22 protein-coding genes and 1 riboswitch are annotated in these 23,194 nt (G+C 71.4%); of the genes, 11 read left to right on the top strand and 11 right to left on the bottom strand.

Going from position 1 to position 23,194, the window contains the following annotated elements; translation table 11 throughout:
- The first annotated feature begins 118 nt into the window (after positions 1–118).
- The gene (locus tag ACIODU_RS24155; RefSeq protein WP_401769853.1) at positions 119–700 is read left to right on the top strand and encodes a Uma2 family endonuclease; all 582 of its coding nucleotides are present in this window, start codon (positions 119–121) and stop codon (positions 698–700) included.
- A gap of 109 nt (positions 701–809) precedes the next feature.
- Here the strand turns inward: ACIODU_RS24155 and groL are convergent, their stop codons facing one another.
- From groL to thrC, 4 genes are all read right to left on the bottom strand, one after another.
- Positions 810–2,435 carry a chaperonin GroEL gene (gene groL / locus ACIODU_RS24150; RefSeq protein WP_356431536.1) on the bottom strand — a complete coding sequence of 542 codons (1,626 nt, stop codon included), beginning with the start codon at positions 2,433–2,435 and terminating at the stop codon, positions 810–812.
- A gap of 309 nt (positions 2,436–2,744) precedes the next feature.
- On the bottom strand, positions 2,745–2,948 hold the full coding sequence (locus tag ACIODU_RS24145) for a cold-shock protein (protein WP_005315736.1): 204 nt from the start codon (positions 2,946–2,948) through the stop codon (positions 2,745–2,747).
- 363 nt (positions 2,949–3,311) lie between these two features.
- Complete coding sequence (locus ACIODU_RS24140; RefSeq protein WP_356431534.1) at positions 3,312–3,590, bottom strand: ubiquitin-like small modifier protein 1; 279 nt, start codon at positions 3,588–3,590, stop codon at positions 3,312–3,314.
- 48 nt (positions 3,591–3,638) lie between these two features.
- Complete coding sequence (gene thrC, locus ACIODU_RS24135; RefSeq protein ID WP_401769852.1) at positions 3,639–4,934, bottom strand: threonine synthase; 1,296 nt, start codon at positions 4,932–4,934, stop codon at positions 3,639–3,641.
- Positions 4,935–4,949: 15 nt separating this feature from the next.
- Positions 4,950–5,077: riboswitch (SAM riboswitch) on the bottom strand.
- Positions 5,078–5,243: 166 nt separating this feature from the next.
- Here thrC and ACIODU_RS24130 point away from each other — a divergent pair.
- The 3 genes from ACIODU_RS24130 (at position 5,244) to ACIODU_RS24120 (ending at position 7,896) form a co-directional block, all read left to right on the top strand.
- Positions 5,244–6,233, top strand: coding sequence for a glucosyl-3-phosphoglycerate synthase (locus ACIODU_RS24130; RefSeq protein ID WP_401769851.1), 990 nt, complete (start codon positions 5,244–5,246; stop codon positions 6,231–6,233).
- 38 nt (positions 6,234–6,271) lie between these two features.
- Positions 6,272–6,421: a hypothetical protein gene (locus ACIODU_RS24125; protein ID WP_401769850.1), complete on the top strand. Its 150-nt coding sequence runs from the start codon at positions 6,272–6,274 to the stop codon at positions 6,419–6,421.
- A gap of 62 nt (positions 6,422–6,483) precedes the next feature.
- Positions 6,484–7,896, top strand: coding sequence for a trehalose-6-phosphate synthase (locus ACIODU_RS24120; RefSeq protein ID WP_401769849.1), 1,413 nt, complete (start codon positions 6,484–6,486; stop codon positions 7,894–7,896).
- An 83-nt stretch (positions 7,897–7,979) separates the two neighbouring features.
- On the opposite strand, the gene otsB is transcribed toward ACIODU_RS24120, so the two are convergent.
- The 3 genes from otsB to ACIODU_RS24105 form a co-directional block, all read right to left on the bottom strand.
- On the bottom strand, positions 7,980–8,858 hold the full coding sequence (gene otsB, locus ACIODU_RS24115) for a trehalose-phosphatase (RefSeq protein WP_401769848.1): 879 nt from the start codon (positions 8,856–8,858) through the stop codon (positions 7,980–7,982).
- Positions 8,859–9,666: 808 nt separating this feature from the next.
- Positions 9,667–9,954 carry a DUF3263 domain-containing protein gene (locus ACIODU_RS24110; RefSeq protein WP_401769847.1) on the bottom strand — a complete coding sequence of 96 codons (288 nt, stop codon included), beginning with the start codon at positions 9,952–9,954 and terminating at the stop codon, positions 9,667–9,669.
- Between the two features lies 1 nt (position 9,955).
- Entirely contained in the window at positions 9,956–11,182 is a 1,227-nt protein-coding gene (locus ACIODU_RS24105) for an ABC transporter substrate-binding protein (RefSeq protein WP_401769899.1), read from the bottom strand.
- A gap of 290 nt (positions 11,183–11,472) precedes the next feature.
- On the opposite strand from ACIODU_RS24105, the gene ACIODU_RS24100 reads away from it, so the two are divergent.
- From ACIODU_RS24100 to ACIODU_RS24085, 4 genes are all read left to right on the top strand, one after another.
- Positions 11,473–12,516: an ROK family protein gene (locus ACIODU_RS24100; RefSeq protein ID WP_401769846.1), complete on the top strand. Its 1,044-nt coding sequence runs from the start codon at positions 11,473–11,475 to the stop codon at positions 12,514–12,516.
- Positions 12,516–13,673 carry an N-acetylglucosamine-6-phosphate deacetylase gene (gene nagA / locus ACIODU_RS24095; protein ID WP_401769845.1) on the top strand — a complete coding sequence of 386 codons (1,158 nt, stop codon included), beginning with the start codon at positions 12,516–12,518 and terminating at the stop codon, positions 13,671–13,673. Before ACIODU_RS24100 ends, nagA begins: the two co-directional genes overlap by 1 nt.
- 148 nt (positions 13,674–13,821) lie before the next feature.
- Positions 13,822–14,796 carry a 1-phosphofructokinase family hexose kinase gene (locus tag ACIODU_RS24090; RefSeq protein WP_401769844.1) on the top strand — a complete coding sequence of 325 codons (975 nt, stop codon included), beginning with the start codon at positions 13,822–13,824 and terminating at the stop codon, positions 14,794–14,796.
- A gap of 111 nt (positions 14,797–14,907) precedes the next feature.
- Entirely contained in the window at positions 14,908–15,759 is an 852-nt protein-coding gene (locus tag ACIODU_RS24085) for a class II fructose-bisphosphate aldolase (protein WP_356431404.1), read from the top strand.
- Positions 15,760–15,803: 44 nt separating this feature from the next.
- Here ACIODU_RS24085 and ACIODU_RS24080 read toward each other — a convergent pair whose 3' ends face one another.
- A complete protein-coding gene (locus ACIODU_RS24080; RefSeq protein WP_401769843.1) occupies positions 15,804–16,817 on the bottom strand; it encodes a carbohydrate-binding protein in 1,014 nt (337 codons plus the stop codon).
- Positions 16,818–17,006: 189 nt separating this feature from the next.
- Positions 17,007–18,788, bottom strand: coding sequence for a diguanylate cyclase CdgB (gene cdgB, locus ACIODU_RS24075; RefSeq protein ID WP_161306787.1), 1,782 nt, complete (start codon positions 18,786–18,788; stop codon positions 17,007–17,009).
- A gap of 303 nt (positions 18,789–19,091) precedes the next feature.
- Here cdgB and ACIODU_RS24070 point away from each other — a divergent pair, with 303 nt between their 5' ends.
- Entirely contained in the window at positions 19,092–19,697 is a 606-nt protein-coding gene (locus tag ACIODU_RS24070) for a flavin reductase family protein (protein ID WP_401769842.1), read from the top strand.
- 98 nt (positions 19,698–19,795) lie between these two features.
- On the opposite strand, the gene arfB is transcribed toward ACIODU_RS24070, so the two are convergent.
- Positions 19,796–20,227, bottom strand: coding sequence for an alternative ribosome rescue aminoacyl-tRNA hydrolase ArfB (arfB, locus tag ACIODU_RS24065; RefSeq protein WP_356431412.1), 432 nt, complete (start codon positions 20,225–20,227; stop codon positions 19,796–19,798).
- 209 nt (positions 20,228–20,436) lie between these two features.
- On the opposite strand from arfB, the gene ACIODU_RS24060 reads away from it, so the two are divergent.
- The gene (locus ACIODU_RS24060; RefSeq protein ID WP_356431414.1) at positions 20,437–21,012 is read left to right on the top strand and encodes a TerD family protein; all 576 of its coding nucleotides are present in this window, start codon (positions 20,437–20,439) and stop codon (positions 21,010–21,012) included.
- A 166-nt stretch (positions 21,013–21,178) separates the two neighbouring features.
- Positions 21,179–21,745, top strand: coding sequence for a GNAT family N-acetyltransferase (locus tag ACIODU_RS24055; RefSeq protein ID WP_401769841.1), 567 nt, complete (start codon positions 21,179–21,181; stop codon positions 21,743–21,745).
- Positions 21,746–21,808: 63 nt separating this feature from the next.
- Here the strand turns inward: ACIODU_RS24055 and ACIODU_RS24050 are convergent, their stop codons facing one another.
- Entirely contained in the window at positions 21,809–23,185 is a 1,377-nt protein-coding gene (locus tag ACIODU_RS24050) for a M1 family metallopeptidase (RefSeq protein ID WP_401769840.1), read from the bottom strand.
- Positions 23,186–23,194: the final 9 nt, after the last annotated feature.

The following is a 23,194-nucleotide window of genomic DNA, read 5'->3' as shown; positions in this document are numbered from 1 at the left end:
GCACAGCGATCTCGCTCTAGCGTGTGAAAAACCGCCCACCTGAAAGGACGCCCGTATGACACTTCAGTCCATCCGCCGACACCGGACCGGGGCACCATGGAGGGGAGGAGGCGACGCCATGACCACCAGCCCCGAGGCAGAGCCGCAGATGTCCATCGACGACTTCGAGGAACTCGCCCGCAATGCCCCGGAGAGCGTCACGCTCCAATTCATCGACGGAAAACTCGAGGTCAAGCCGTTGCCCGACCAGCTCCACGGGGCCATCGTCATGTGGCTGCTGGAGCGTTGCCTCCAACAGCGTCCCGACCTGCGCCTGTATCCGGAGCAGGGCCTGAAGGTGGAGAGCTACCGCAAGGGCCGGGCCCGGGCGGACGGGGCGCTCGCGCCGCTCGACCATTTCGTGCGGCAGGAAGGCGAGTGGGCCGATCCCGACGGTGTCCTCATGACGGTCGAGGTCACCTCGCACGACTACGACACCGGCCTGCGCGACCACGTCCACAAGCGGGACGGCTACGCGGCGGCCGACATCCCCGTCTACCTCCTCATCGACCGGAACGCGGAGAAGGTCGTGGTCTACACCGACCCCCGCGAGGGCGAGTACCAGACCCGTACGTCCTTTCCGTACGGTGCCACCGTGAAGCTGCCCGACCCGGTCGCCCTCACCCTGGAGACGGAAAAGCTCAAGGACTACACCCGCTGACCCGGACCCCCGCTCCGGAAACGCCCGAGGGCGGTACCCCCCGGAAGGGGTACCGCCCTCGGTTCTGGAACGCTCCGAGCCGGTGCCGTACGGGCGTACGGCGGCGGGCTCAGAAGTCCATGTCGCCGCCCGGCATGCCGCCCGGCGCGCCGCCCGCGGCGGCCTTCTCCGGCTTGTCGGCGATGACGGCCTCGGTGGTGAGGAACAGCGCCGCGATGGAGGCCGCGTTCTGGAGAGCGGAACGGGTGACCTTCGCGGGGTCGATGATGCCCTCGGCGATCATGTCCACGTACTCGCCGGTCGCGGCGTTGAGGCCGTGACCGATCGGCAGGTTGCGGACCTTCTCGACGATGACGCCGCCTTCGAGACCACCGTTGACGGCGATCTGCTTGAGCGGAGCCTCCAGCGCGAGCTTGACGATGTTCGCGCCCGTCGCCTCGTCACCTTCGAGTTCCAGCTTCTCGAACACCGAGGAAGCCTGGAGCAGAGCCACGCCACCACCGGCGACGATGCCCTCCTCGACGGCGGCCTTGGCGTTGCGCACCGCGTCCTCGATGCGGTGCTTGCGCTCCTTGAGCTCGACCTCGGTCGCGGCGCCGGCCTTGATGACGGCCACGCCGCCGGCCAGCTTCGCGAGGCGCTCCTGGAGCTTCTCGCGGTCGTAGTCCGAGTCGCTGTTCTCGATCTCGGCGCGGATCTGGTTCACGCGGCCGGCGACCTGGTCGCTCTCGCCCGCACCGTCGACGATGGTGGTCTCGTCCTTGGTGATGACGACCTTGCGGGCGCGGCCCAGCAGGTCGAGACCGGCGTTCTCCAGCTTGAGGCCGACCTCTTCGGAGATGACCGTGCCGCCGGTGAGGATGGCGATGTCGTTCAGCATCGCCTTGCGGCGGTCACCGAAGCCCGGGGCCTTGACGGCGACGGACTTGAAGGTGCCGCGGATCTTGTTGACGACCAGGGTCGACAGCGCCTCGCCCTCGACGTCCTCCGCGATGATCAGCAGGGGCTTGCCCGACTGCATGACCTTCTCCAGCAGCGGAAGGAGGTCCTTCACGTTGCCGATCTTGGAGTTGACGATCAGGATGTACGGGTCGTCCAGGGACGACTCCATGCGCTCCATGTCGGTGGCGAAGTACGCCGAGATGTAGCCCTTGTCGAAGCGCATGCCCTCGGTGAGCTCAAGCTCCAGACCGAAGGTCTGCGACTCCTCGACGGTGATGACGCCTTCCTTGCCGACCTTGTCCATCGCCTCGGCGATGAGCTCGCCGATCTGGGTGTCGGCGGCGGAGATGGAGGCCGTCGAAGCGATCTGCTCCTTGGTCTCCACGTCCTTGGCCTGCTCCAGCAGGGCACCGGAGACGGCCTCGACGGCCTTCTCGATCCCGCGCTTGAGGGCCATCGGGTTGGCGCCGGCCGCCACGTTGCGCAGGCCCTCGCGGACGAGTGCCTGGGCGAGGACGGTCGCGGTGGTCGTACCGTCACCGGCGACGTCGTCCGTCTTCTTGGCGACTTCCTTGACCAGCTCTGCGCCGATCTTCTCGTACGGGTCCTCGAGCTCGATCTCCTTGGCGATGGAAACACCATCGTTGGTGATCGTGGGGGCGCCCCACTTCTTCTCGAGGACGACGTTGCGACCCTTGGGACCAAGGGTGACCTTGACGGCGTCGGCGAGCTGGTTCATCCCGCGCTCGAGACCGCGCCGTGCCTCCTCGTCGAACGCGATGATCTTGGCCATGTGAAGTGGTCCTCCCGGACTGGGGTGGATTGCTCCGGACCGCGCCCGCGCCCGCGACGGACGGCCTGAGAGTCCGGCGGTTCCTTGCTCCACCGGTCCCTCCGGGCCTCACTGACCCGGTCCATAAGTTGTCACTCTCACTTGCAGAGTGCTAACGCCAATGATTAGCACTCGACCCCCGAGAGTGCAAGCTCCTCCTCCGGCCCGGCCCCCTCGCGCGGGGGTGCCGTACACGCACGAGGGGCCCGTATCCCTGTATGGGATACGGGCCCCTCGGCGCGAGTGCGTCGGTGGCCGATCGCGCCGGGATCAGACGGCGAGCTTGACCATGTCCGCCTGCGGACCCTTCTGGCCCTGCGAGATCTCGAACTCGACTCGCTGACCTTCTTCAAGGGTGCGGTAGCCGTCCATCTGGATCGCGCTGTAGTGGACGAAAACATCCGCACCACCGTCGACCGCGATGAAGCCGTAGCCCTTCTCCGCGTTGAACCATTTGACGGTGCCCTGAGCCATGCCTTACTCCCCTATTACTGCCGGAACGCTTCGACCGCGGCTGAATGTATCTGCCCAACTGCCCTCTGCAACAGGTCAATCGGACGAGAAATCTGGGCACGACCGAACACACATAGCGACGGATTGACTGCGTTCCGGGGCAAGTCGGGCCGGGCAAACCACACATGTGCCCGCAAAAGTCACCGGGAGTTCGACCCCAGGTTGTCGCGTTCTCGTATGCGCTCGGCACCGGCCGCGAGGGGGGGTTCCCAACTCTACCGCGCTCAACCATAAAGAATGGCCCCCTCCGCTTCCTGTGCGGAGGGGGCCGTCCAGGCCGGAGGGGGCCGTGCGCGTATGCCGGGGCGTCCCCGTGATCCGGCGTCAGCAGCCGCCCGCGACCGCCGGGATGATCGAGATGCCGGCGCCCGCGGGGGTCGCCGTCTGGAGGCCCTGCTCGAACCGGACGTCGTCGTCGTTCACGTACACGTTGACGAAGCGGCGCAGCTTGCCCTCGTCGTCCAGGACGCGCGCGGCGATGCCGGGGTGGCTGGCCTCCAGCGACTGGATGACCTCGGAGAGGGTCTCGCCCTCCGCCGGAACCTCGGCCTCGCCACCGGTGTACGTACGGAGGATGGTGGGGATGCGGACCTTGACGCTCATGGTGGGGTGCCTTCCTTCAGTGATGGGCGGGACGCGGGGGCGCGGCGCTCAGTGGGCCAGGCCGGCGGCGCGGAACGCGTCGAGGCTCGGGCGGATCGTGGCGGTGGGCCCGGTGGTCGGGGCCACGGCGTCCAGCGTCTTGAGGCCGTCGCCCGTGTTGAGCACGACCGTCGTCAGCGCCGGGTCGAGCAGGCCGGCGTCGATGAGTTTCTTCGTCACGCCGACGGTCACCCCGCCCGCGGTCTCCGCGAAGATCCCCTCGGTGCGGGCCAGCAGCTTGATCGCGTCCACGATCTGCTCGTCGGTCACGTCGTCCACCGCGCCGCCGGTGCGGCGGGCGATGTCGAGGACGTACGGGCCGTCGGCCGGGTTGCCGATCGCCAGGGACTTGGCGATGGTGTTCGGCTTCTGGGGCCGTACGACGTCGTGGCCCGCCTTGAAGGCGGTGGAGACCGGGGAGCAGCCCTCGGCCTGGGCGCCGAAGATCTTGTACGGCTTGTCCGCCACGAGGCCCAGCCTGATGAGTTCCTGGAGGCCCTTGTCGATCTTCGTGAGCTGCGATCCCGAGGCGATGGGGATGACGAGCTGGTCGGGCAGCTCCCAGCCGAGCTGTTCGCAGATCTCGTACGCGAGTGTCTTGGAGCCCTCGCCGTAGTACGGGCGGAGGTTGACGTTCACGAAGCCCCAGCCCTCGCCGAGCGGGTCGCCGATCAGTTCGGAGCAGAAGCGGTTGACGTCGTCGTAGTTGCCCTCGATGCCGACGAGTTCACCGCCGTACACCGCGGCCATGACGACCTTGCCCTGCTCCAGGTCGCTCGGGATGAACACGCAGGAGCGGAAGCCGGCCCGGGCGGCGGCGGCGCCGACGGCGCCGGCCAGGTTGCCGGTGGAGGAGCAGGAGAGCGTCGTGAAGCCGAAGGCACGGGCGGCCTCGACGGCGATGGCGACGACGCGGTCCTTGAAGGAGTGCGTCGGGTTGCCGGAGTCGTCCTTCACGTACAGGCCGCCGGTGACACCCAGTTCACGGGCGAGGTTGTCGGCCTTGACGAGCTTGGTGAAGCCGGGGTTGATGTTGGGCTTGGACGCCACGTCGGCCGGGACGGGCAGCAGCGGCGCGTAGCGCCAGATGTTGTCGGGGCCCTCGGCGATGCGCTTCTTCAGCTCGTCAGGGGTGCCGCTCGGCAGGTCGTACGCCACTTCGAGCGGCCCGAAACAGGACGCGCAGGCGAAGATCGGGCCGAGGTCGAAGCGCTCGCCGCATTCGCGGCACGAGAGGGCGGCGGCGGGTCCGAGGTCGACGGCACCGGGGGTGACACCGGGCGTGGGGACGGTCTGCACAGACATGGAGGCGAGGCCCTTTCCTCATCTTCCTCACGACGTACTTCGCCGCAAGACGGAATTGGCACCTTCCCCACCATGACCTCGCGGTCGGCGGGAGGGTTGCCGGGGCTTCAACGGGCCGTTCCCTCTGCCCCTCTGGATGAGCGGTATGGCATCGGATCCGGGGTCGGTCCCGCGATCCGAGCGTTTGTCCGGCGGACGACCCCCGACATGCGGTGGTCATTCGCGTTGTTCAAGACTGTAACCGAAGGAGCGGACCGTGGAGAGAGGGGTCCGTACCGCGAGATGGATCACTTTCAGGGAGAACCGACCGTGCTGGAAGAGGTGGAACGCTGGCTGACCAGGCGTTCCTGGTCCGTGGCCGACCGTACGCCCGACCGGCTCCTGGCGGCGAAGGCCGCGCGTGGCACGACCGTCAGCGTGGTGCTGCCCGCGCTGGACGAGGAGGAGACGGTCGGCGGGATCGTCTCGGTGATCCGGCGCGAGCTGATGGGGAAGGCGCCGCTGGTGGATGAACTGGTGGTGATTGATTCCGGTTCGTCCGACGCGACGGCGAAGGTGGCGGAGGAAGCGGGCGCGCGGGTGGTGCGCCGGGACGACATCCTGCCGAGGCTGCCGGCGCTGCCCGGGAAGGGCGAGGTGCTGTGGCGGTCGCTGCTGGTGACGGGCGGGGACGTGGTGTGTTTCGTGGACGCGGATCTGCGCGAGTTCTCGGCGGACTTCGTGACGGGGATCGTGGGGCCGCTGCTGACGGAGCCTGACGTGCAGCTGGTGAAGGCGATGTACGACAGGCCGCTGACGGCGCCGGGGGCCTCCGCGGGCCAGGGCGGGCGGGTGACGGAGCTGGTGGCGCGTCCGCTGCTGAACCTGCACTGGCCGCGCCTGGCGGGGTTCGTGCAGCCGCTCGGCGGGGAGTACGCGGCCCGGCGGAGCCTGCTGGAGCGGTTGCCGTTCCCGGTCGGGTACGGGGTGGAGCTGGGGCTGCTGGTGGACGCGCTGCACTGTGTGGGGCTGGACGCGCTGGGCCAGGTGGACGTGGGCACGCGGCTGCACCGGCACCAGGACGACCGGGCGCTGGGGCGGATGGCGGCGGCGATCTACCGGACGGCGCAGCTGCGTATGCCGCGGGCGCAGCTGGGGGCGCAGCTCGGGGCCCATCCGGGCGCGCAGCTGGTACGGCCCGAGCTGACGCAGTTCGAGCGGGGCGAGAGCGGCTTTGAACCGCGTACGTACGCCGTGGACACGGTGGAGCGGCCGCCGATGCGGGAGATCGCGGAGTACACGGCCGGCCGCGCGGCGTAACGCACCCTTCTAGTCCTATTTACCTATATTGCAGGCTTATGGAGACTCCTCTGGGCTTGTGGTTCCTCGCGGCGGCACACGGCGGCGTCACGGCCGAGCGGCTGTGGCTGCTGGGCGGGATGGCGGTCGCGCTGACGGGGGCGGGCGTGGTGGCGCTGGCGGCGGTACGGGGACGCGGGGGCGACTGATTCCCCCGCGCGGTCGCTCTCCGTACGTTTGAGCGTTTCCCGTACGGGCTAGATTTCGGCACATGGTTTCCGAGCAGGCCGCCCAGGTCCTCGTCGCGTCCAACCGCGGCCCCGTCTCGTACACACTCCGCGACGACGGAGCGCTGGAGGCCCGGCGCGGCGGCGGCGGGCTGGTCTCCGGCCTCTCCGCCATCGGCCCCGACACGGACGCGGTGTGGGTGTGCGCGGCGCTCGGCGACGGCGACCGCGAGGCGGTACGGCGTACCGGCGGCCGGCTGGACCCGGAGGACACGGGCGGGCAGCGGGTACGGATGCTGGGCATCGCCCCCGACGTCTACGCGGACGCGTACAACGGGGTGGCCAACTCCACGCTCTGGTTCGTCCACCACCTGCTCTACCAGACCCCGCTGGAACCGTCCTTCGGCGCGGAGTTCCGGGCGCAGTGGGCGTCGTACGAGGCGTACAACCGCGCGTTCGCCGAGGCTCTGGCGGACGAGGCGGGCGACGGCGCGTCCGTCCTGATCCAGGACTACCACCTGGCGCTGGTCCCCGGCATGCTCCGCGCCCTCCGTCCCGACCTGCGGATCGGCCACTTCTCGCACACCCCCTGGGCGCCGGTGGACTACTTCCGGCTGCTCCCCGACGACATCGCGCGCCAGCTGCTCCGGGGCATCCTGGGCGCGGACCGCGCGGCGTTCCTGACCCACCGCTGGGCGGACGCCTTCACGGCCTGCTGTACGGAGCTGCTGGGCGGCACCGGCAACACCAGGATCGGCGTGCACGGCCTGGGCGCGGACGCGGACTTCCTGCGCGAGCGGGCGCACCGCCCCGACGTGGACGAGCGGATCGTGTCCCTGCGCGAGGAGATCGGCGGGACGGACCGGCGGACGATCGTCCGGGTGGACCGTACGGAACTGTCCAAGAACATCGTCCGCGGCCTGCTCGCGTACCGCCAGCTGCTGACCGACCACCCGGAGTGGCGCGAACGGGTGGTCCACGTGGCCTTCGCGTACCCCTCCCGCCAGGACCTGTCGGTCTACCGCGACTACACGGCCGAGGTCCAGCGCGTGGCGGACGCGATCAACGAGGACTTCGGCACGGACGGCTGGCTCCCGGTCGTCCTGCACGTCAAGGACGACTTCGCCCGCTCCCTGGCGGCATACCGCCTGGCGGACGTGGCCCTGGTCAACCCGATCCGCGACGGCATGAACCTGGTCGCGAAGGAGATCCCGGTGGTCTCCGAGAACGGCTGCGTCCTGGTCCTGTCCCGCGAGGCGGGCGCGTACGAGGAGCTGGGCGAGGACGCGCTGGTGGTGAACCCGTACGACATCACGGCGACGGCGACAGCGCTCCACGAGGCCCTGACGATGCCCCAGGAAGACCGGGCGGAACGCACCAAACGCCTGACGGCGGCCGCCACGGCCCTCCCCCCGTCCCAGTGGTTCCTGGACCAACTGGAGGCGCTGCGCGCCTGAGGGCGCGGGGGTCGGGCGTGTCCGGGCGGGGGCGCGGTGTCAGGCGTGCCCGGGCGGGGACGCGCTCTGTCCGGCCGGCCGGGTCAGGTCCGGGACACGGCCTGCGCCAGGGCTGCCAGGAAGTCGGCGACGGCGGCGGGGCCCGGGAGGGTGAGGTCGGCTCGGGTGGACAGTTCGGGGACCTCGGTGCCGCTGCACACCAGGAGGCCCGGGTGGCCGTTCGCGCGGAGGGTGTCGACCGCCGCGTAGGCGGGGAGGTCGCCCAGGTCGTCGCCCGCGTACAGGACGGTCTCGGCGCCTGATTCCTGTACGTACTTCGTCAGCGCCACGCCCTTGTCCACGCCGGGCGGGCGCAGTTCCAGGACCATGCGGCCCGGTTCCAGGACCAGGCCGTGACGGGTCGCCAGGGCGGCGAGGGGGGTGCGCAGGGTGTCGAAGGCGGCCTGGGGGTCGGTGGCCCGGCGGGTGTGGACCGCGAACGCCTGGCCCTTGTCCTCGATCCACGTGCCCTGCGCGGTGCCTTGCGCGGATCCTTGCGCGGCGGCGTGTCCGGCTGCGTCGAGGAGGGCGGGGAGTTCGGCGCGGGCCGCCGCCACGCCCGGGTGCGGGGCGGGGGCGCGTACGGCGCCGGTGGCGGCGTCCCAGCGTTCGGCCCCGTAGTGGCCGAGGACCACGAGGTGGTCGAGGCCCGGCACGCCCGCGAAGCCGCCGAACTTCACGGCGAGTTCGGCCGGCCGCCCGGTGATCACGACGATCGAGGCGACGTGCGGCGCGAGGGCCGCGAGGGCGGGGACGGCGCGGGGGTGGGCGCGGGCCTGTTCGGGGTCGGGAACGATTTCGGCGAGGGTGCCGTCGAAGTCGAGCGCGATGGTGGCGGTGGCGGGGTGCGCGAGGAGTGCGGTGAGGCCGTGGGTGCCGGCGGGGGTGGAGGGACTTGGCAGGGGGGTCGGGGGGCTGCCCATGTCTCCGACCTTATCGGTTACTGATTTGTCCTCGCGCCGGACGGGCGTCTGCGGCCCGGTGGGCGGCGCGGCTTCCTGATTGTCCTCAAGCGCCGGACGGGCTCTGTTTGTGGCGTCTGCCCGGAGCGCGGGCGCGGCTTACTGATGTCCTCAATCGCCGGACGGGCTTGGTGGTGCCCGCTGCGGGCGGGTTCGTTGTCTGCGGGTCGGTTGCCGGGGGCCGGTCAGGGGTCGTGTCCTGCACTGCATGTTTTACGTCGCGTGCGCGCCCTTGTTTTGTTTGACGGTAGCCATGCGACACAAAACACGCTTTACGTTCCGGACACGACCCCTGCCCGTCCCCCTTCCAGGCCCGCGTCACTACCCGGCCCGCTCCGGGTCTTTAAGCCCGTCCGGCGATTGAGGACATCGGTAACCGCACCCGGCACCGGGCGCCAAGACCCACCCCGGCCGTACGCACCCCCAGCCCGTCCGGCGTTTGAGGACATCAGTGAGCCGCGCCCGCGTGCCGGGCCACAACCACCCCCGGGGGCGGGCGGGGTCGTTCAGTTCACCCTCGGCGTGAGGGGGGTGGGGTCGGAGGAGGTGCGTGTGTCCGGACGTAAAGCGTGTTTTGTGGCGCATGACTACCGTTAACAAGACAAGACCTTGCACGCGCCGTAAAACATGCAGTCCGGACATACGTGCCTCCGCAGGCCCCGCCCCCCGGCACCACGACAAACCCAGCCCGTCCGGCGATTGAGGACATCGGTAAGGCGCGCCCACCACCGCCGCGCAGACGCCCGTCCGGCGCGAGGACAAGTCGTCGTCAACGCCGGTCCCGGCGCGCCGTTCTGACTCGGCGTAGGCGATTCACCGTGATCGGGTCATGGGCCAGGGCCCGAGGGTCGTCCAGCAGGGCGCTCAGGACCTGGTAGTACCGGGTCGGCGAGAGACCCAGGTCCTCCCGGATCGCCCGCTCCTTCGCGCCCGGCCCCGGCCACCCGCGCCGCTCCATCGCCAGCACCGCCCTGTCCCGTTCGGAGAGATCGGACGCGGGCGGCACCGGCGGCGGCGCCGACGGCGGCGCGGCCTCTTCGGGCTCGGGATCCGGCACGCTACTCCGCGGCCTCCGCCGTGACCGCGTCCCGCGCGATCTCGCCCAGCACCGTGGACGGGTTCACGCCCGGCTCGACGGCCTTGCCGATGTTCTTCTTGATGCTCTCGCTGACCTTCGCCCACGACGTCTTGCCCACGGGCGGCAGCTGCGACGTCGGCAGCGCCTCCTGGAACTTGCTCAGCGCCGCGTACTCCGGATCCGCGGCCATCGCCTCGTTCGCGCTGTAGGTGACGGGCAGGAGGTCGTACTGCCCCACGAAGTCCAGCACGTTCTTGTCGCTGAACACGAAGTCCAGGAACTTGCCCGCCGCCTCGCGGTGGCCGGGCTGCTTGAACGCCATCATCCAGTCGGCGACACCCATGGACGACTTCGACGTGCCGTTGATGCCCGGCAGCGGCACCATCCCGACCTTGATGCCGGCCTTCTCGGCCTCCTGCATCAGCGTCGGGTGCCCGTTCAGCATGCCGACCTTGCCCGCGTTGAACGCCGTGAACGCGGCCGCGCGGTCCAGCTTCTCCGGCGCCACGGGACCGGTCAGCCCGGCCTCGACCATGTTCTTCTGGAGCCACCTGAAGGTGGCCACGTTCTGCGCCGAGTCGATGCTGTACGAGTCGTCGGCGGTCTCCGTGTAGCCGCCCCCGCCGCTCAGCAGCCACATCATCGTCTCGGCCTGCGCCTCCTCGGTGCCCAGCGGCAGCGCGAACGGCGTGGTGACGCCCTTCTCCTTCAGCGCCTTGGCGTCCGACTCGAGGTCGGCCCAGGTCTTCGGAGCGCTCAGACCGGCCTCGTCAAAGAGCTTCTCGTTGTAGAACAGCAGCCGCGTGGACGCGACGAACGGCAGCCCGTACTGGACGCGGTTGACCTTCCCCGCGTCGGACAGCTGCGTCAGGAAGTTCGCCTGGGTGGGGATGTTGAGGAGTTCGTCGGCGCTGTAGAGGGCGTCCTGCTTGACGTAGTCGGCGTAGGCCCCGATCTGCGCGATGTCGGGGGCCTCTCCCCGCTTGACCATCGAGGCGACGTCCGCGTCGACCGTCTTCCAGGAGCGGACATCGACGTCGATCTTGATCCCGGGGTTCTTGGTCTCGAAGTCCTTGGCCAGCGCGGACCAGTACTTCTCTGAGCTGTTGGCCGGGCTGTTCCCGTAATCGGCGGCGACGAGTTTGAGGGTGACGTCGCCCGACGACCCGGTAGCACCGCAACCCGCCAGCGCCATTGTCATGCCCATCGCGGCTATCGCCGCGGTCACTGCCAGGTAGCGCTGCTGCACAGCTCTGTCCCCACCCTTGTTCTTCCGGTGTACGTAAGGTCCCAGTCGGTCCCCTGTGGCGCCCTGTTACAAGGCAGTGATTTTCCCCTATCCGGAGGTTTAAGGTCCACAACTGCGGGGTTTCGCTTCGGCAACGTCTCAACCGGGCATCTCTCAAGGCCGGGGCGCCGTCAGGCGTTTGTATGGACACGCAACAATCCAGGCCAGTGGACTAGACCTTTCAAGGGTCTACGCGCGAGACTGTTCTTGTGAGACACGTCATCGCCCTCGATGTGGGCGGCACCGGTATGAAAGCCGCCCTGGTCGGGGCGGACGGCGCGCTGTTGTACGAGGCGCGGCGGGCCACCGACCGGGAGCGCGGGCCCGACGCGGTCGTCGGGACCATTCTCGACTTCGCCGCCGACCTCCGAGCGTACGGAATCGAGCACTTCGGCGAGAGCGCCGTGGCGGCCGGGGTCGCCGTCCCCGGCATCGTGGACGCCGAAAGCGGAACCGCCGTGTACGCGGCGAACCTGGGCTGGCGGGACGTACCGCTGCGCGCTCTGCTCGGCGAGCGCCTCGGGGGCGTACCGGTCGCGCTCGGCCACGACGTACGCACCGGCGGCCTCGCCGAGGGGCGGCTGGGCGCGGGCAAGGGCGCGGACCGGTTCTTCTTCGTGGGGCTGGGCACCGGCATCGCCGGCGCGATCGGCATCGAGGGCACCATCGAGGCCGGGGCGCACGGGTACGCGGGCGAGATCGGCCACGTCGTGGTCCGCCCCGACGGGCCCGAGTGCGGCTGCGGCCAGCGCGGCTGCATGGAGGCGATCGCCTCCGCCGCCGCCGTGACGCGCGCCTGGGCGGCCGCGAGCGGCGACCCGGCGGCCGACGCCGCGGACTGCGCGCGGGCCGTGGACGCGGGGGACGAGGCGGCGGTACGGGTGTGGCTGGACGCGGTCGACGCGCTCGCCGCCGGGCTGGTCACCGCGCTGACCCTGCTCGACCCGCGCACGCTCATCGTCGGCGGCGGGCTGGCGGAGGCCGGGGAGACGCTGTTCGCGCCGCTGCGGGACGCGGTGGAGCGGCGCGTGACGTTCCAGAAGGTCCCCGAGATCGTGCCGGCGGCCCTCGGGGACACCGCGGGCTGCCTGGGCGCGGGGCTCCTCGCGTGGGACCTGCTGGCGGGTTCCGGCGGCGGGGAGGACGGCACGGCAGGCACGGACACAGGCACCGCCTCCGGCCACGGCGCCGGCATCGATCATTCCGACGGCTCCGGCCGATCCGACCGTCTCTCCACGGAGGTATCCGCCTGATGGCCGCACGCGCCAAGAGCACCGTTCTGACCGGGGGCAGAGTGGTGCTGCCCACCGGCATCGTGGACGGCGGCCGGGTGATCGTCGAGGGCGGCCGGATCACCGCCGACGCCCCCGCCGACGCCGTATCGCTGGATCTGTCGGGCCACTGGGTCGTGCCGGGCTTCGTGGACATGCACAACCACGGTGGCGGCGGCGCCTCGTTCACGTCCGGTTCCGTGGACGAGGTCCTGAAGGGCGTCCGTACGCACCTGGAGCACGGCACCACGACCCTCGTCGCCTCCCTCGTGACGGGCGAGGCGGACTTCCTCGCCCAGCGCGCCGGGATCCTCTCCGAGCTGGTCGAGCAGGGCGATCTGGCCGGGATCCACTTCGAGGGCCCGTTCATCTCGCCCTGCCGCAAGGGCGCGCACAGCGAGGAGCTGCTGCGCGACCCCGACCCGGCCGCGGTACGGAAGCTGGTCGACGCGGGGCGCGGCACGGTCAGGATGGTGACCCTCGCGACCGAACTGCCGGGCGGCATCGACTCCGTACGGCTGCTGGCCGAGCTGGGCGTCATCGCCGCGATCGGGCACACGGACGCGACGTACGAGCAGACCGTCGAGGCCATCGACGCGGGCGCGACCGTGGCCACGCACCTCTTCAACGCGATGCCGCCGATCGGCCACCGGGCGCCGGGGCCGATCGCCGCCCTGCTGGAGGACGAGCGGGTCACCGTCGAGCTGATCAACGACGGGACCCACCTGCACCCGGCCGCGCTGGAGCTGGCGTTCCACCGCGCGGGCGCGCGCCGCGTCGCCTTCATCACGGACGCGATGGACGCGGCGGGCTTTGGCGACGGGCTGTATCAGCTCGGCCCGCTGGCCGTGGAGGTCAAGGAAGGTGTCGCGCGGCTGGTGGAGGGCGGCTCGATCGCCGGGTCCACGCTGACCCTGGACACGGCCTTCAGGCGGGCCGTGACGGTGGACCGGCTGCCGGTCGGGGACGTCGTGCGGGCGATCTCGGCCAACCCGGCGAAGCTGCTGGGCGTGTACGACCGGGTCGGTTCGCTGGAGCCGGGCAAGGACGCGGACCTGGTCGTCCTGGACGCGGAATTCGCGGTCAAGGGTGTGTTGCGCCGAGGCGAATGGGTGATCGAACCGCCCCAACTGGGCTGATCGAGCGATCAGTCGATACGCCGTCATGAGCGTGTCGTCACGTGCCATCAGGGAGGCGGTCGGCCCGGGGTCTGGGCCTGCCGCCTTCTTTTTGACATGATCACCCCGGTAATCGACCGGACAGGCGCGTTCTCGGGGGGTATGGCAGGTGATTCTGACCGTCACGCTCAACACCGCGCTCGACATCACGTACCGCACGCCCCGCCTGGTCCCGCACGCCACGCACCGCGTGAGCGAGGTGATCGAGCGGCCGGGCGGCAAGGGACTGAACGTGGCGCGGGTGCTGGCGGCGCTCGGCCACGAGACGGTGGTGACGGGGTTCGCGGGCGGCCGGACGGGCGACGTCCTGCGCGAGCTGCTGCCGGCCGCTCCCGACCCGCGGGGCCCCGCCTCCTCCCCGGACGCGCCCGGAGTCTTCGCCCCGCCCGTGGACGCGCTCGTGCCGATCGCCGGTGCCACCCGCCGTACGATCGCGGTCGTCGACGAGACGACCGGCGACACCACCCAGCTCAACGAACCGGGACCGGTCGTCTCGCCCGCCGAGTGGGCCACCTTCCTGGCCCGGTACGAGGAACTGCTCGCCGTCGCGGACGCGGTGGCCCTCTGTGGCAGCCTGCCGCCCGGCATCCACGTGGGGGCGTACGCGGATCTGGTGCGCGCCGCGCGCGGCGCGGGGGTGCCCGTCCTCCTCGACACCAGCGGCGAACCGCTCCGGCGCGGCATCGCCGCCCGCCCCGACCTGGTGAAGCCCAACGCCGACGAACTCGCCCGCCTCACCGGCTCCCGCGAGCCCCTGCGCGCCACCCGCGACGCCCGGCGCCGGGGCGCCCACGCGGTGGTCGCCTCGCTCGGCCCGGACGGCGTGCTGGCGGCGACGGCGGACGGCGTCTGGCGGGCGAGTCCGCCGGCCCCGGCCAAGGGCAACCCGACGGGCGCGGGCGACTCGGCCGTCGCGGGCCTGCTCTCCGCGCTGGTGGAGCGCCTTCCGTGGCCGGCCCGCCTCACCCGCGCGGTGGCCCTGTCCACGGCGACGGTCCTGTCCCCGGTGGCGGGTGAGTTCGACGCGGTGACGTACGGCGAATTGCTGTCACAGGTACGCGTGACGGAACAGCCCGCGCAGTGAGCCCGCCCTCTCATGCCGCGCGGCGAGCCCGCCCCCTCATGCCCCTCCCACCACCGGACAGCCGGACAGCACCACGTACGACGGGCCCCCGGCCCGGGAAACCGAGACCCTGTGCCACTCGTCAGCACCGGTGAGCTGATCACCGCCGCCGCGACCGCCGGACACGGCGTCGCCGCCTTCAACGTCATCACCCTGGAGCACGCCGAGGCGATCGCCGCCGGGGCCGAGCGGGCGGGGATCCCCGCGATCCTCCAGATCTCGGAGAACGCGGTGGCCTTCCACGGCGGCCGCCTCGGCGCCGTCGCCGCCGCCGCGAGCGCCGTCGCCCGCGCCGCCTCCGTACCGCTGTCGCTGCACCTCGACCACGTCGAGTCGGCGGAGCTGCTGCGGGCCGCGCCCGCCGAGGGGTTCAGCTCGGTGATGTTCGACGCCTCGAAGCTGCCGTACGGGAAGAACCTCAAGGCCACCGCCGAGGCCGTGCGGTGGGGTCACGACCACGGCGTCTGGGTGGAGGCCGAGCTGGGCGCCGTGGGCGGCAAGGACGGGGAACCGCCGCGCGGCGCGCACGCCCCGGGTGTCCGTACGGATCCGGCGGAGGCGGTCGTCTTTGTCGCCGAGACGGGGGTGGACGCGCTGGCTGTCGCGGTCGGTTCGTCGCACGCGATGACGGCACGCACCGCCGCCCTCGACCACACCCTGATCGCCACCCTGCGCGAAGCCGTGTCCGTACCGCTCGTCCTGCACGGCTCGTCCGGTGTCCCCGACGACGAGATCCGCCGGGCGATCGCCGCCGGGATGGTCAAGATCAACGTCGGTACGGCGCTCAACTCGGCGTTCACCGCCGCCGTACGGGACCACCTGACGGCGCGTCCGGCGACCGTGGACCCCCGGAAATACCTCGCCCCGGCTCGCGAGGCGATGACCGGGACGGTGGCGGGGTTCCTGCGGGTGATCGGCGCCTGACGGCCCGCGTCGGGGCGTGACACCACGTCAGCGAGTGTCGCGCCTCAGCGCTTGACCTGACCCGCCTTCAGTTCGAGCTGGTCGAGGACGGTCTCGCACTGGTCGCCCTGCTCGCAGGAGATCTTGAACGTGTTCGATCCCTTGTCGAGGTCGACGTACGCGTACGTGACCGTCCAGCCCTTGTCCCACGCACCCTCGGGGGCGTTCGCAAAGTTCTTCATGTTGATGTCGCGCCGCTCGTCACTGTTGACGAACAGTGAGGTCTTGGCGTCCTTGCCCGGCACGCCGTACGTCACGAAAAGGGTGTACGCCCCCGCCTTGGGCACGTCCACCTTCCACGTCGCCGCCGCGCCGGCGCCGTTCAGCGACACGTACGCGCCGTTCGTGCCCTTCGCGCCGGGGATGTCGGACGCCACCGCCGCCGGAGGGGTGAGCTGGAGGGTCGCCGCGTCCTGCTTGGGCAGCTCCGCCGGCTTCTTCCCCGCCTCCTGGCTGGGCTTCTCGCTGGGCTGCTCGGACTCGCCGACGCTCGGGGCGGCCGTCGGGGCCGCGTCGTTGTTCTTGTCCTCGTCGCCGCCGCTCGACACGAGGGCCGCTGTGATTCCGATCACGACCACCGCGACCACCGCGACCGCGCCTATGAGCAGGCCCTTGGTGTTGGGACCGTTGGAGCCGCGACCCCGGCCGCCGCCGCGCTGGAGCGGCACACGGCTGGTGGATTCGGAGGCGTGCGGAGCCGCCGGGGCGCCGTACGGGCCGGCCGGCGCGGGGCCGTTCGGCTGCTGGCCGTAACCGGCGTAGGGGGCCTGGCCGTACTGCTGCTGCTGGCCGTACCCCTGCTGCTGAGGGACCTGCGACTGCTGGCCGTACTGGCGCTCGCCCACCGCTCTGACCTGGTTGTACGACGTCCGCGGTACACCTGGCTGGGACGCCGGACCGGGGTATCCGTACCCCCCCTGCCGTCGCTGTTGGGCGGCCGCCGCCTGTCCGTCCTCGTACAGATAGCCGAACGGATCGTCGTCCTCGGGTGTGCTCGCGCCGTTGTTCCCGGCCGTCATCCCTGGGTCACTCCTCACCATCTCGCCAGCGTCGCCGACCGACCGAGCCTACCTCGAATGAACGGGCCCCCCGACGGCGCTCGGCCCGGCGCCAAGCCTTCCGGGCCCGGGTGAACAAAGCATCGCGAAGATGTCCCGGCCTTGTCCCGAACGGCGTCCCGCCCCGGGGCGGACCAGGGCCCGCGCGCCTCAGCCCGCCCTGCGGTGCACCTTGTTCCGCGACCGCTTCTCGATGTACATGCGCTGGTCCGCCGACTGGAGGACCTCCTCGACCGACATCCCGCAACTCGCCCAGCTGATGCCGAAGCTGGCGCCCACCCGGACCGCCCTGCCGTCCACCCGGATCGGCGGGATGATCGCGTTGCGCAGCCGGACCGCGAGGTCGGCGGCGTCGGCGGCACCCAGGCCGTCGGCCAGGACGACGAACTCGTCACCGCCGAGGCGGGCGACCGTGTCCCCGTCCCGTACGCCCGTGGTCAGCCGGCGCGCGACCTCGATCAGCACGGCGTCCCCGGTGTTGTGGCCGAACCGGTCGTTGATCGACTTGAAGCCGTCGAGGTCGCAGAAGAGGACGGCGAGGCCCTTCGTGCCGTCGTCGGTGCCGTCGCCCGCCACGTCGCCCGGCGCGATCATGTGCACGTGGTGGTCGAGGGGCGATCCGGGCGGCGCGAAGCCGCCGGCCCGCAGGCCGCCGCGCTCGCCGGCCGTCTCGCTGTAGCCGTCGTACCCCTCGTAGCTCTCGTACGTCTCGTACGGCTCGTACGTGTCGCGGGTGTCCCGGCCGTCGTACCCGTCGCTCGCCTCGTAACTGGGCTCGTACCGGACCATGCCGTCGTACCCGCCGTACGCCTTGTCCAGCGCCTCCACCGCGGTCTCGCGCATCGCGTGGGGCCGCGAACAGAGGCGGGCGCTGAGGCGCGCGCGCAGCTCCGCGCTGTTGGGCAGGCCGGTCAGGGAGTCGTGCGAGGCGCGGTGGGCGAGCTGGAGCTCGCGGCTCTTGCGCTCCTCTATGTCCTCGACGTGGGTGAGGAGGAAGCGGGGGCCGTCGGTGGTGTCGGCGACGACGGAGTTGCGCAGGGAGACCCAGACGTACGAGCCGTCGCGGCGGGCCAGGCGCAGCTCGGCGCGGCCGCCCTCGGCGGAGGTACGGAGGAGGGTGCCGATGTCCTCGGGGTGGACCATGTCGGAGAAGGAGTAGCGGCGCATCGCGGAGGCGGGGCGGCCGAGCAGCCGGCACAGCGCGTCGTTGGTGCGCAGCAGCCGGCCGTGCTGGTCCCCGCCCATCTCGGCGATGGCCATGCCGCTGGGCGCGTACTCGAAGGCCTGGCGGAAGGACTCCTCGCTGGCCCGCAGGGCGGCCTGTTCACGCTCCAGGCGGACCAGGGCGCGCTGCATGTTTGCTCGCAGGCGAGCGTTGCTGATCGCAATGGCGGCCTGGGACGCGTACATCTGGAGCGCCTCGCGGCCCCAGGCGCCCGGACGGCGTCCGCCGCGCGGCCGGTCGACGGATATGACGCCGAGGAGGTCGTTGCCGCTCCCGGACGCGTACATCGGCGCGTAGAGCCGGTCGGCGGGGTGCCACTCGTCCTCGAAGCGGGGGTCGGGGCCCTCGGTGTGCCACTGGGGGACGTCGTCCTCCAGCAGGACCCAGCCCTCGGTGTGCGGGATGTACCGCAGGGAGCCCCAGGACTCGCCCATCACGAGCCGGCGCTCCCAGGAGGCGCGGGAGCCGACGCGGCCGGTGATCAGCGCCTCGGCGGCGGCACTCCCGGCGAAGGCGGCGACGACGAGGTCACCGTCGGCCTGGACCACGTTGACGCAGGCGAGTTCGTAGCCGAGCCCCTTGACGATGCCGTCGGCGACGGTCTGCAAGGTGTCCGCCAGGCTTCGGGCCGTGTTGAGTTCGGCGACAGCCTGATGCAGCTGACGCAGGGTCGCAAGGCGGACATACGGCTCCGACTCGGTCTCCATCGTTCGCTCTCCCCGAGACCTCGACAGCAACTCCAGGATTCTCATCGGCTCTCGTGTTGCACGGTCCCCAGTCACTGAATCACAGCGAGCTGTGCACCCGGTACACAGGGTCAACAAATACTCACCACTGTGACCCAAGTCACATCATGTGACGAACCGGGCGGAGTGCCTGGTACCGGCGCTCCACTCTTTTCTGATAGCAAATCGCGAGGGTATCTCGGCGACCGCGACGCCTGGTCCTAGGACCTGGCTGGTCCCCTGGCCCGATGCGGCGGGGGGAGAGCAGAGATTAGCGTCTTCCGCGTGTCCCAGACGACCCCTCCTACGACGCCTCCCGCACCGGGGCCCGATTCCCGTGCGCCCCGGGCCGTTCCCGTCCCCCATCCTGAGGGGGTGAGCAACGACGAGTTCCGCGCCGCCCTGTCCCGGCTCGCGGCGGGAGTGGTGCTGGTGACGGCCCACGAGGAAGCACTGAGCGCGGACGGTCCCGGCGGCGAGGACGCGGGGATGACGGCGACCGCGTTCCTGTCCGTGTCCCTGGACCCGCCGCTGGTGCTGGTGAGCGTACGGAACGGCTCACGGATGGACGACCTGCTGGACGAGCAGCCGCTGTGGGGCGTGTCCCTCCTGGCGGAGAGCCAGCGGCACATCGCGGGGCGCTTCGCGATGAAGGGGCGGATCAGCGACCGGCTGCTGTTCGAGGACATCCCGTACCGGCGGGGCGAGGTGAGCGGGGCGCCGCTGGTGGGCGGGGCGCTGGCGGTGCTGGAGTGCCGGACGGAACAACGGGTGGTCGCGGGGGACCACACGCTGGTGATCGGACGGGTACTGACGGCGGAGCTGCCGAGCGTGGAGGGCGGCCCGCTGACGTACTTCCAGGGGAAGTACCGGACGCTGGGGCGGGGCTGAGGGCGGGGGCGGGCGTGGACCGCCGGGTCCGGGTGGGGCGGTCGGGTCCGGCGTGGACCGCCAGGTCCGGCTTCGGCCGCCAGAACCGACCAGGACCGTCAGGTCCAGTCGCGGCCCGTGCGGCCGCGCTTCGTCTCCGCTCGCTGCTTCTTCTCCCGGAGCCTGCGCTCGTTGATCCCGCGCGGGATCTTGCCCTTGCGCCGCGCCCGGGGCGGCGGGGCCGTCGCCTCCGCCAGCAGCGCCGTGAGCCGGACGGCCGCCGTCTCGCGGTTGCGCCACTGCGAGCGGTGCTCCGACGAACGTACGGTGATCACACCCCCGACCAGCCGGCTCTCCAGCCGCTCCAGCGCCCGCTCCTTCCAGACCGGCGGCAGCGCCTCCGTCTTCGCGAGGTCGAAGCGCAGCTCCACCTGGGAGTCGCTGGTGTTCACGTGCTGGCCGCCGGGGCCCGAGGAGCGCGAGAAACGCCACATGAGCTCGGCCTCCGGCAGGGAGACCGAACCGCGGATGACGTACGAGGGCCCGGACATGCCCCCATGGTCCCGTGCCGGCGGGGTTCCGTCACCCTCTTTTCGGCGCGGGAAGCCGCGGGGGAGCTACGGAGACCGCGTCCGGAGACCCTTTCGGGTAAAGAAAGTAAAGAGGTGTGGAACCTCCCGGTCCTCTGCCTGCGTTATGCGGGGTGACGGTAACTTCGGGACAGCTCGAAGCCCGCACACGACAACGAAAGGGACATCCCATGGCTGTAAGCCTGTCCAAGGGCGGCAACGTCTCGCTCACCAAGGAGGCACCGGGCCTGACCGCTGTCACCGTCGGCCTCGGCTGGGACGTCCGTACCACCACCGGCACCGACTTCGACCTCGACGCCTCGGCGATCGCCGTCACCGCGGCCGGGAAGGTCGTCTCCGACGGCCACTTCGTCTTCTTCAACAACAAGTCGACGCCGGACCAGACGATCGTCCACACGGGTGACAACCGTACGGGCGAGGGCGACGGCGACGACGAGGCGATCAACGTCAACCTGGCGGGCCTGCCCCCCGAGGTCGACAAGATCGTCTTCCCGGTCTCCATCTACGACGCCGAGACCCGCAGCCAGAACTTCGGCCAGGTGCGGAACGCGTACATCCGCATCGTCAACCAGGCCGGCGGCGCGGAGCTGGCGCGCTACGACCTGAGCGAGGACGCCGCCACCGAGACCGCGATGGTCTTCGGCGAGCTGTACCGCAACGGCGCGGAGTGGAAGTTCCGCGCGGTGGGCCAGGGGTACGCCTCGGGCCTGGTCGGTATCGCCACGGACTTCGGCGTCAACCTCTGACCCGTATCTCCGTCACGCCCGGTGGGCCCCCGGCTTCGGCCGGGGGCCCACCGGCGTTTTCGGGGGCCCACCCGGTGGGGCCCGGCTCCCCGTGTCCGCCCCGCGTGCGTCCGTACGGCCCCGCGGCGGTGGCCGCCGGCAGCCGCGCCGCCGGTAGCCTGCCCGCATGATCGTCGATGTGGTGACGGCCGGTGAGGCCCGCGCGCTGCCCGGGGAACTGCTCACGGAGCTGGCCGGTTTCTACGCCTCGGACCGCGCGTTCCAGCAGCTCGGCGGGGACTTCCCGGACCCGGCGCGCATCCGCCCCGAGGACGTCGCGGTCTCGCTCGCCGACGATCTGGCGCACCCGGACGCGGAGGTGCTGCTGGCCCGTTCGGCGGGCCGGCTCGTGGCGGTCGCGGTGGTCCTGGCCCACGACCCGGACCAGGTGCCGGCCCCCTCCGGGACCGACCCCGTACCGGAGCCCGTACCCGACCCCGTACCGGACCCCGACCCCTGGATCGCCCTGCTGATGGTGCACGGCCGCGAGCGGCGCTCCGGGTACGGGCGGGCGCTGGCCGGGCGCGTCGAGGACCGGTTCCGGGCGGCCGGGCACAGCGGCGTCGGGCTCTCGGTCGCGGAGGCCAACACCGGGGCCACCGCCTTCTGGACGGCGCTCGGGTACGAGGAGACGGGCCGCCGCCCGGACCGGCGGCGGGGCCACCGGTGCCTCGTCCTGCGCAAGGCGCTGTGAGCGTCAGCCCTCTGCGAGCCGGGCCTGCCCTCCGAGCCTGCCGTCCCGGCCCACCGTCCGCGCCTACCGCCCGGGCCTGCCGTCCCCGTACAGCCAGCTGTCCCAGACCCCTGACAGGTCCCGTCCTGACTCCTTCTCCACGTACGCCGTGAAGTCGGCGGTGGAGGCGTTGCCATGACGGTGCGTCCGCGCCCAGCCCCGTACGATCCGGAAGAACGTCGCGTCGCCCACCGCGTCCCGTACCCGCTGGAGGACCATCGCGCCGCGCCCGTACACCGGCGGTTCGGAGAGGTCGGCGGCGGTGGGCGGATCGGCGGGCGGGAAGGCCCAGTTCTCCTCGTCGTCGTACGCCTCGGTGAAATTCTCCGCCACCGGCGCACCCCCGTGGTCCGCCGCCCACAGCCACTCCGCGTACGTCGCGAAGCCCTCGTTGAGCCACATGTCCCGCCAGGACTCCGGCGTCACGGAGTCGCCGAACCACTGGTGGGCCAGCTCGTGGACCAGCGTGCTGACGTCGGTCGGGCCGGGCAGGAAGGGGCGGGTCTGAGTCTCCAGGGCGTATCCGGCGTCGGCCCTGCGCCCGATGATCACACCGGCGGAGGAGAAGGGGTACGGGCCGAAGATCTTCTCCTCCCAGGCCAGGATCCCGGGCAGCGCGGCGACCAGGCGGGCCCCCGCCTTGCCCGCGCCGGGATCGACGGCGGTATAGAGGGGCAGGGGCCCCTTCACCTCGTGCACGCGGTACGGGCCGATGGCGAGGGTGGCGAGGTAACTGGCCATCGGCGCGGTGCTCCGCCAGCGGAACACGGTCCGGCCGCCGCTCGTCCGCCGGCCGACCAGTTCGCCGTTGGAGACGGCCTCGGTGCCGGCGGGCACGGTGACGGCGAGGTCGTAGGCCGCCTTGTCGCCGGGGTGGTGGTTGCCGGGGAACCACACCATCGACCCGGTCGGCTCCCCCAGCGCGACCGCCCGCCGCCCGGACGCGAGCCAGCCCTCGGCGGACCCGTCGGGGTCGGTGATGCGGCGCGGGACGCCGGAGTACCTGACCACGGTACGGAAGGCCTCCCCGCGCCCCAGCGCCTCGGGCGGCCGCACGACCAGCTCCGTACCGTCACGGCCGACGACGGCCCGCCGCCCGTCCACGGTCACGGACGCGACGTCCATCCCGGCGAGGTCGAGGTGGAAGCCGGTGAGCTTCCGCGTGGCGCGCGCGGTGATGACGGCGGTGCCGTCGAGGTGCCGGGTGGCGGGGACGTAGTCGAGGGTGAGCCCGTAGTGCGACACGTCGTACCCCCCGTTCCCGAGCCCGGGAAAATAGGGATCCCCCACCCCACGCCCCCCGCCCGCATCCGGCCCCGCGCTTCCGTTCCCCCCGCCACACCCACCGACCAGCCCCACCAGGGCGACCACAGACACCGAGGAAACCACGTACCGACGCATCCGCCGATG

It is taken from the genome of Streptomyces sp. NPDC088261 (assembly GCF_044740805.1).
Lineage (GTDB): Bacteria > Actinomycetota > Actinomycetes > Streptomycetales > Streptomycetaceae > Streptomyces.
This window is presented reverse-complemented; position numbering and strand designations above follow the sequence as displayed.

Excerpts from the sequence above, each read along its gene's own strand:
- ACIODU_RS24145 (WP_005315736.1), bottom strand. The coding sequence starts at position 2,948 with ATGGCTCAGGGCACCGTCAAATGGTTCAACGCGGAGAAGGGCTACGGC.
- groL (WP_356431536.1), bottom strand. The coding sequence starts at position 2,435 with ATGGCCAAGATCATCGCGTTCGACGAGGAGGCACGGCGCGGTCTCGAG.
- ACIODU_RS24120 (WP_401769849.1), top strand. The coding sequence starts at position 6,484 with ATGGTTTCCGAGCAGGCCGCCCAGGTCCTCGTCGCGTCCAACCGCGGC.
- thrC (WP_401769852.1), bottom strand. The coding sequence starts at position 4,934 with ATGTCTGTGCAGACCGTCCCCACGCCCGGTGTCACCCCCGGTGCCGTC.
- ACIODU_RS24050 (WP_401769840.1), bottom strand. The coding sequence starts at position 23,185 with ATGCGTCGGTACGTGGTTTCCTCGGTGTCTGTGGTCGCCCTGGTGGGG.
- ACIODU_RS24125 (WP_401769850.1), top strand. The coding sequence starts at position 6,272 with ATGGAGACTCCTCTGGGCTTGTGGTTCCTCGCGGCGGCACACGGCGGC.
- ACIODU_RS24060 (WP_356431414.1), top strand. The coding sequence starts at position 20,437 with ATGGCTGTAAGCCTGTCCAAGGGCGGCAACGTCTCGCTCACCAAGGAG.
- ACIODU_RS24080 (WP_401769843.1), bottom strand. The coding sequence starts at position 16,817 with ATGACGGCCGGGAACAACGGCGCGAGCACACCCGAGGACGACGATCCG.
- nagA (WP_401769845.1), top strand. The coding sequence starts at position 12,516 with ATGGCCGCACGCGCCAAGAGCACCGTTCTGACCGGGGGCAGAGTGGTG.
- otsB (WP_401769848.1), bottom strand. The coding sequence starts at position 8,858 with ATGGGCAGCCCCCCGACCCCCCTGCCAAGTCCCTCCACCCCCGCCGGC.
- ACIODU_RS24140 (WP_356431534.1), bottom strand. The coding sequence starts at position 3,590 with ATGAGCGTCAAGGTCCGCATCCCCACCATCCTCCGTACGTACACCGGT.
- ACIODU_RS24055 (WP_401769841.1), top strand. The coding sequence starts at position 21,179 with ATGATCGTCGATGTGGTGACGGCCGGTGAGGCCCGCGCGCTGCCCGGG.
- cdgB (WP_161306787.1), bottom strand. The coding sequence starts at position 18,788 with ATGGAGACCGAGTCGGAGCCGTATGTCCGCCTTGCGACCCTGCGTCAG.
- arfB (WP_356431412.1), bottom strand. The coding sequence starts at position 20,227 with ATGTCCGGGCCCTCGTACGTCATCCGCGGTTCGGTCTCCCTGCCGGAG.
- ACIODU_RS24155 (WP_401769853.1), top strand. The coding sequence starts at position 119 with ATGACCACCAGCCCCGAGGCAGAGCCGCAGATGTCCATCGACGACTTC.
- ACIODU_RS24105 (WP_401769899.1), bottom strand. The coding sequence starts at position 11,182 with ATGGGCATGACAATGGCGCTGGCGGGTTGCGGTGCTACCGGGTCGTCG.